At 66.7% G+C, this 7,122-nt stretch carries 10 protein-coding genes; 6 read left to right on the top strand and 4 right to left on the bottom strand.

From position 1 onward, the window contains the following. Window positions 1-7: 7 nt before the first annotated feature. Complete coding sequence (locus VG561_RS21015; protein WP_423179939.1) at window positions 8-580, top strand: hypothetical protein; 573 nt, start codon at window positions 8-10, stop codon at window positions 578-580. Window positions 581-657: 77 nt separating this feature from the next. Continuing rightward, window positions 658-1,230 (top strand): hypothetical protein, encoded by a 573-nt coding sequence (locus VG561_RS21020; protein ID WP_134808463.1) that lies wholly within the window; start codon window positions 658-660, stop codon window positions 1,228-1,230. Between the two features lie 41 nt (window positions 1,231-1,271). On the opposite strand, the gene VG561_RS21025 is transcribed toward VG561_RS21020, so the two are convergent. Continuing rightward, complete coding sequence (locus VG561_RS21025) at window positions 1,272-1,688, bottom strand: XVIPCD domain-containing protein (protein ID WP_126411663.1); 417 nt, start codon at window positions 1,686-1,688, stop codon at window positions 1,272-1,274. 75 nt (window positions 1,689-1,763) lie between these two features. Then, entirely contained in the window at window positions 1,764-2,243 is a 480-nt protein-coding gene (locus tag VG561_RS21030) for a nuclear transport factor 2 family protein (protein ID WP_423179940.1), read from the bottom strand. A 221-nt stretch (window positions 2,244-2,464) separates the two neighbouring features. Here VG561_RS21030 and VG561_RS21035 point away from each other — a divergent pair, with 221 nt between their 5' ends. Continuing rightward, window positions 2,465-3,277, top strand: coding sequence for an alpha/beta fold hydrolase (locus VG561_RS21035; protein ID WP_111206141.1), 813 nt, complete (start codon window positions 2,465-2,467; stop codon window positions 3,275-3,277). 9 nt (window positions 3,278-3,286) lie between these two features. Continuing rightward, window positions 3,287-3,460 (top strand): hypothetical protein, encoded by a 174-nt coding sequence (locus tag VG561_RS21040; RefSeq protein WP_005415066.1) that lies wholly within the window; start codon window positions 3,287-3,289, stop codon window positions 3,458-3,460. Window positions 3,461-3,570: 110 nt separating this feature from the next. Here the strand turns inward: VG561_RS21040 and VG561_RS21045 are convergent, their stop codons facing one another. Then, window positions 3,571-4,251 (bottom strand): hypothetical protein, encoded by a 681-nt coding sequence (locus VG561_RS21045; protein WP_014645752.1) that lies wholly within the window; start codon window positions 4,249-4,251, stop codon window positions 3,571-3,573. 138 nt (window positions 4,252-4,389) lie between these two features. Between VG561_RS21045 and VG561_RS21050 the strand changes: the two genes are divergently transcribed. Together VG561_RS21050 and VG561_RS21055 are read left to right on the top strand one after the other, a co-directional pair. Next, window positions 4,390-5,034, top strand: a complete 645-nt coding sequence (locus tag VG561_RS21050; RefSeq protein ID WP_014645753.1) for a hypothetical protein — start codon at window positions 4,390-4,392, stop codon at window positions 5,032-5,034. Between the two features lie 63 nt (window positions 5,035-5,097). Next, window positions 5,098-6,066: a polysaccharide deacetylase family protein gene (locus VG561_RS21055; protein WP_423179941.1), complete on the top strand. Its 969-nt coding sequence runs from the start codon at window positions 5,098-5,100 to the stop codon at window positions 6,064-6,066. 3 nt (window positions 6,067-6,069) lie between these two features. On the opposite strand, the gene VG561_RS21060 is transcribed toward VG561_RS21055, so the two are convergent. After that, entirely contained in the window at window positions 6,070-6,990 is a 921-nt protein-coding gene (locus VG561_RS21060; protein ID WP_423179942.1) for a class I SAM-dependent methyltransferase, read from the bottom strand. Window positions 6,991-7,122 lie beyond the last annotated feature (132 nt).

Below are 7,122 nucleotides of genomic sequence, written 5' to 3' on the forward strand. Positions count from 1 at the left end.
CTGAATCATGCTGGCTATCCGCCGCTGGCTGCGCGTCGGCCTGGTCTTCACGCTGGTGGGTGCACTCGGCGCCTGCAGCCGCATACCGGATGCACCGGAGCCGCTGGATCTGGTCAAGCCGATCAACGTGACCCAGTCCGGCCAAGCGGTGCGGTTCGAGTTCGAGACGAATGCCCGCAACTTCCACCCGGGTCGCACGTATGCGCTGGAGCTGGAGTTGCAGCGCCAAGAGACGCGAAAGCCCGACGAGCCTGACGTGGACACAATGGGGATCCCGTTCGAGGTGACCCTGCAGCAATGGGGTGCTGATGCCTGGAAGGATGTTCCCACCTACGACAGCTATCAAGCCGGGGTGCTCAATGCCGGTGAGCAGCTTCCGGAATGGCATGCATCCAGCGAATGGCGGTATACGTCGCCGCACATGGGCAGTGATGGCCAGTACACGCTGAGCCTGGTTGCTCTGCCAGTGGAAATTGACTCCCGCTACCGCGTGGACGTGCGCACGGTGCAGAGGACCGAGGCACTGCAGGATTACTCGGCCCGTTTGCGGATCCATGCCGCCCGTCCCGCCGGAAAGTAATCAATCGCCTGGTTGCGGCGCCACTGGTCGCTCGCCAGGATAGGTACTTCATGGCAGGACGCCAAAGGGTCTTCATCATGCTGGGTATCCACCGCTGGCTGCGCGCCGGCCTGATCTTCACGCTGGCGGGTGCACTCGGCGCCTGCAGCCGCATACCGGATGCACCGGAGCCGCTGGATCTGGTCAAGCCGATCAACCTTGCCGAGCCAGGCCAGACGGTGCGGTTCGAGTTCGAGACGAATGCCCGCAGTTTCTACCCGGGTCGACCCTACGTGCTGGATCTTGAGGTGCAGCGACATGGACCCGGGCCTGACAGTGAGCCTGATATGGACAATGTTCATGTTCCCTTCCAGCTGTCCCTGCAGCGCTGGGTCGCAGGTGCCTGGCAGGACGTTGCAACGTCTGATGTCCATCAGGCAAGGGCGCGCAGTCTGGGTCAGCCGCTACCCGAATGGCATGAGTCGGCAGACTGGCGCTACGCGCATCAGGTATCGATGGACGCCAGCCGATACAGGTTGAGCATCGTCACCCTGCCGATGGAAACCGATGCCCGCTACCGCCTCGATGTGCGCACGGTGCAGCCCACCCTCTTGCTCCAGCATTACCCGGCACAGCTGCGGGTCCACGCGGACCCTCTGTCGGGAAAATGATCAGAGGCTTGCGCCGCTCCGCCAACAACGCTGGAGGCGGCTCAGCCCAGACGGTGTGCCGGGTTCTGCTGCTGCTCCTGCTCACGGGCCTGCTGTTCGGGCACTAACCCCACGGCCGGCTGCTGCGGGGCCAACCCCAATTTCTGCATCGACTGCTCCACCGGCGTCTGTACCGCCACGGCCGTCGGCATCATCGCGCGCAGGTGCGCCGGATTGGCCGGGTCGCCCTGCACCACGAAGACGTTGTGCCCGGCCGGGTGCTGGGCCGTGGCGTTGCTGACCAGCACGTGGTCGACCTGCTGCAGGCCCTGCTCGCGGGCGAGTACGGTCAGGCTGGCGGTCAGGCGCTCGCTGGTCTGGTCGAACGCACGGCCATGCTGGGCATCCAGAGCGGACACGCCCTGGCGGACCTGCTGATGGAGGCCATAGTCGGGGTGGTTGGGGGTGAGTTCTGCCATGGCGATCGAACGGTAGCGGTGGGTCGGGGTGAACTGCGCCAGTATAGATCCGGCCGGTGAAGGACGCCGGAAAGGTCAGTCCGCCGGCCGGTGGTCATAGCTGATCACCCGTTCGGCCAGCCAGTGCCCGTCCACGCGGCGCCAGACCTGGATGAAACGGGCCTGGCCGACCCAGTGCTCCACGCCGTCCTTGCCGCGCTCGTGGAAGCGGTGGTCGCCGATTTCCAGCGCCCGCTCGTCGTGCAGCGGGAATACCTGCAGCGAGGAGTCCACCAGCTCGCGCCGCAGGCGCCAGCCGCCCTTGCGCGCGTTGTCGCACAGGTTGGCTACGCTGCGGCGGAAATCCTCGCGGTTGCTGGCCGACTTGCCGTCCTTGTCATGGAAGAACTCCATGTCTTCGGTGGTCATCGCGGCGGCCTTGTCGGCATCGCAGGCCTCGAAGGCCAGGGCGAATAGTTGGGTATCGGCCTGGCGGATCTGCTCGCGCAGGTCATCGGGCGGCGCTGGCGCGGCAACCAGGCCGGCGGCCAGCAGGGGCAGGGTGAGCAGCAGCATGGCGAAACTCCAGGAGACGGTGCGCGAAGGCTGGCATGCCGGTGACCGCGGCGGTACGGCCTTGCGACGAAACCGCCTGGGCGCGGTGCGAAGGCCGGCCAGGCCGGTGCGGCTTCGCGTGGCGGCATGTGCAGGCGATGTCACGAGGGGGCGTGATTCCCTCACGGCTGCCACAGGGCGCGGCCGCTAGCCTGCACTCCTCCCCTTCCACAGGAGCGCCCATGCCTGCTTCCCGCATCCGCCTGCATGTTGAAGATACCGGTGGCGACGGCCGCCCGGTGATCCTGATCCACGGCTGGCCGTTGTCCGCCGATGCTTGGAAGACCCAGGTGGCGATCCTGCGCGATGCCCAGTATCGGGTCATCAGTTACGACCGGCGCGGCTTTGGCCGCTCCGACAAACCGGCCGAGGGCTATGACTACGACACCCTCGCGGCGGATCTGGCGGGGTTGATCGAGGAACGTGACCTGCGCGATGTCACCCTGGTCGGTTTCTCGATGGGCGGTGGCGAGGTGGCGCGCTACGTGGCCAACCACGGCCAGGATCGCCTGCACAGTGTGGTGTTCGCTGCGGCGGTGCCGCCGTTCCTGCTGCGCAGTGACGACAACCCGGAGGGGCCGCTGACCCAGGACAAGGCCGATGAAATGCGCAGCGGATTGGAGAAGGACCGCGAAGCCTTCTTCGATGGCTTCACCCGCGACTTCTTCAGCGCCAATGGCCAGCTGATGGTGACCGAAGAGACGCGCCAGGCGGCGATCGCGCTGTGCCATCAATCCGACCAGACGGCGGCACTGGGCTGCATGCACGCGTTTGCCACCACTGATTTCCGGGATGACCTGAAGAAGATCACGGTGCCGACGCTGATCCTGCACGGTGACAGCGATGCCATCGTGCCGTTCGAGGGCTCCGGCCAGCGTACCCACAAGGCCATCAAAGGCAGCGAAGTGGTGATCCTGGAAGGCGCGCCACATGGCTGCAACACCAGCCACGCCGACCGCTTCAATCTGGCCCTGCTGAACTTCCTGAAGCGCTAAGCTGCGGCCATGCGCCAGACCAGAACCCCCCCATGGAAGAAGCCCAACCCCAAGGGGCAGACGTCGCAACCGCTATCGGATGCGCAGAAGGCGGCGGCACGGCAACGTGCCGAGGAGAACGGGCGACGCTATCCCAACCTGGTCGACAACATGTGGGCGGCGAAGCTGCCGCGTGGGTCGTGATTCAAAGGCTGGCTGTGGGCCTGGTGTAGCGCCGAGCCGATGCTCGGCTGGCGCGCGGGGCGCGTGCCAGCCGGAGAAGGGGCAAAGGGCAGCGGAGCATGGGCTCGGCGCTAAGGGCCGGGCAGTGGCTGCCAGCCCGACTCCCTCCATGGCGCAACCTCGCGTTGCTGTACGTCAATGGCCTCGATTGGCAACCCGGCCAGCCGTGCCAGTTCCGCACGCAGCATTTCGGTGTCCAACGGCAGCGCGATGGCCACCTGCAGGCGGTCGCCCTGCTGCCGGACCTGCACGGGCACGACCGCATGGGCTTCATGCTCACCGCCGGTGCGACCGATCGGGTAGCGCATCGCCGTGGGCCGCCCCAGCTGTGCGAGCGCGGGTTGCCATGCCTCCAGCACGACGGGCTGTGCGGCCACGGGAACTTGCGCCTCGACGACGGTTCCCGCATAACCGGTGAGATTGTCCACCATCACCTGGAAGCGTGCGCCATCGGGGATGACCAGCACGGTGGCGATCAGCGCCATCAGCGAGAGGATGGCCGCGGCGACGTGCCAGCTGCGGGGTGCGGTGGCGGCGCGGGTTGCCGTGCGCAGGCCCGGCTTGCGCCGCAGCTTGCGCGCGTAGATGCGTCGATCCTTCCTGCGGGGGCTGCTGCTGTGCTCCGGCAGGTTCAACGGGACGCGTGGCATCCGGGCGACGCGCGCATTGATCAGGCGCGAGAGCAGCCACCATGCGAGCACGAACGCCAGCAGTGGCAGCAGCGTTCGTACCACCAGATACAGCATCACCATCGGGAACATCCTGCTTGGCACACACGGATTCAATCAACCTCGTCATCGTAACGGCGCTGCGTGGTGCGTGTCGCATCCGCCAGCCGACACGTGCGAAGCGCTTGGTTAGGATGGCTCTTTGCTGTCATGGATGAACCGATGAGCGCCGCCACTTCCCGAATCCGCCGCATCTGTGGGCAGGGGCCGATCCTGTTGATGCTCCAGTGGGTCGCGCTGCTGTCTGTGGTGCTGGCTGCCGGCTTCTTCCATTACCGCGTGGAGCTGTTGCTGGAGCCGGTGACGGTGGCCTGTGGGGGCCCGGACGCGCAGGCGCGATTGCAGGTTGCCGAACAGGTGATGGCGCGTGCGGGCGCACTGGATGACTGGCAACCCCTGGGCTGGATTCCATGGGTAGGCCTGGTGCTGGCCTTGCTGGGGGCCATGGCGGTTTGCGCAAGCCGTGCGCTGTGGCTGCGCGATCGGCTGCGCACGGCGAACGTGGCACTTATGGTGCTGCACGGTGGCGCACTGGCTTTGGCCGGATGGGTACTGCACCTGTACGAGGATGCGTGGAGTAATGTGGCGCGGCTGTCACCCACGGCGTGCCTGGTGGAGCTGGTGTCGGAGGGCGATGTACCGCTGGAGCAGGCGCAGCGCGTGGTGTTCCACATCCTGACGCGGGTGAACGCGCCACTGCTGCGGAATCCGGATGATCTGGCGCTGGTGTTGACGGTGCTGTTGTTGGCCGCGATGGCCGGCGGCGTTGCCCTGTGGCGTGCGATCGCGCGGGCCCGGGCGGGCTGAGCACGCTCGGCGGCCCGCGGCAATCGCGCTACAGTCGACGCCTCGCCACTCCAGGAAGACCCGATGCGCTTGTTGCTGCGTGCTTTGCCGTTGTTGCTGTTGTCGCTGGCGGTGCATGCCGCCGAGGTGGACCGCCGTATCGCGGTGACCATCGATGATCTGCCGTGGGCACGGCTGGACCAGATCGTGCCGCCGGATCTGCAGGCGCGGCATGAAGCGTTGATGGCCCAGCTGCGCGAGGCTGGCGTGCCGGTGGTGGGCTTCGTCAACGAGAACAAGCTTGAGGTGGAGGGACAGGTGCAGCCGACGCGGGTACAGATGCTGCGCGACTGGCGCGATGCCGGCTATGTGCTGGGCAATCACACGTACTCGCACATGGATCTGAATGCGAAGGGCCTGGCGGCGTTCCAGCAGGATTTCCTGCGCGGCGAGACGGTGCTGCGGCCGCTGCTGGCCGAGAAGGCGCAGGCGCCGCAGTGGATGCGCCCCCCTTACCTGCGTGCCGGGCGCACCGCGGATGAGCGGGTGCAGATGGATGCGTTCTTCAAGCAGCATGGCTACCGCGTGGCACCGGTGACGGTGGACAACGGTGAGTGGGTGTGGGCGTTCGCCTATGCCAACGTGATGAACGAGCAGGCGGACTCGCCCGCGCGCGCGGCGACGCTGGCGCAGCTGCGCAAGGGCTACGTGCCGTACATGCTGAACAAGCTGGACTATTACGAGAAACAGTCGCAGGCGCTGCTGGGGTACGCGCTGCCGCAGGTGTGGCTGATGCACGCCAATGAGCTCAACGCGGCCACCTTCGCCGAACTGGTGGCGGCCACGAAGCGCCGCGGCTATCGCTTCATTTCGCTGGACGAGGCGATGCGTGACCCCGCGTATGCGCGGGGTGCTGAAGGCTACAACGGCCGCTATGGCCCTAGCTGGCTGCACCGCTGGGCGATGGCGGAGAACAAGCCGAAGGACTTCTACGCCGGCGAGCCCGAGGTGCCGGCGTGGGTGATGAAGCTGGCCAAGGTCGATTCGGAGTAAGGCTCAGCGCTTGACGGCCAGCACGCCGTCCAGCGCCAGTTCGGCCTTGAAACCAGCCTTTTCCAGGCGCTTGGCCACTTCACGCGGCACGTCGCGGCCGCTGGTCAGCTTGTTCGGCGCACCTGTGTAGTGGAACAGGCGGCCGCCCTTGCGGATCACGCGGGCGAGGTGGTCGTAGAACACCTGTGAGTACAGCTCGCCGGCGATGCCGAAGCGCGGCGGGTCGTGCAGGATCGCGTCGACACTGGTGCTGGCCACCTGTTCGATCTGCTGCGAGACGTCACCGTGGCTGAACTGCAGGCGGCCACCGGCGGCAGCCGAGTCCGGATCCGGCGACCACGGGTTGAGCGTGCGCAGCCACATCACATCGGTGTTCTTCTCGAACGAGCGGATCTGGCCGACACCGGCTTCCAGCGCACAGGCGGCGAAGTAGCCGAGGCCACCGCAGGTATCGAGGATGACCTTGCCGGCCGGGGCGACCAGCTCCACCTTGCGGCGTGCATCCTCGAACGGCGACAGCTTCGAGGTCGGCAGCATCTTGATGCCGTCGATCTCGAAGGTCGGTGCGCCCCATTCGGTCGGCACCAGCTTGATCAGCGAGCCGCTGTAGCGCGAGATCGGCGCGAAGTCCTCGCCATCCCAGTAGTACAGGGTGCGGTCCTTCAGCTTGCCCGGCCAGGGATAGGGCTGGCCCCGGAAGTGGAAGCCGTCCGCATCGAGCGCCACGCTGTCCTGGCTGCGCCCGAGGTCGAGCGAGCCCTGCCAGTCGGCGGCGTCTTTTTCATGGGCACGGCGCAGGGTATCGGCGCTGTCGCGGGTCAGCAGGGGGCCGGTGTAATGGGGCACGGCGGGTACCGGGGCGGTTCGGGGGAGGGCATGGTACCGCAGCTGTTGTAGAGCCGAGCCCGCCCTAGGCTCCACCATGCCTGCATCCACGCATGGCGTGGATCTTATCTCTTGCCGATCTGGCACCTTGGGGGCCGAGAGCCCGGCGTGGGCGACCGTGTGGATCCAGGTCTTGCGACCGAGAAGTAGCTTGGGTCCCCACGCCGGATT

It is taken from the genome of Stenotrophomonas sp. CASM110 (genome assembly GCF_049384345.1).
Taxonomy (GTDB): Bacteria; Pseudomonadota; Gammaproteobacteria; order Xanthomonadales; family Xanthomonadaceae; genus Stenotrophomonas; species Stenotrophomonas muris.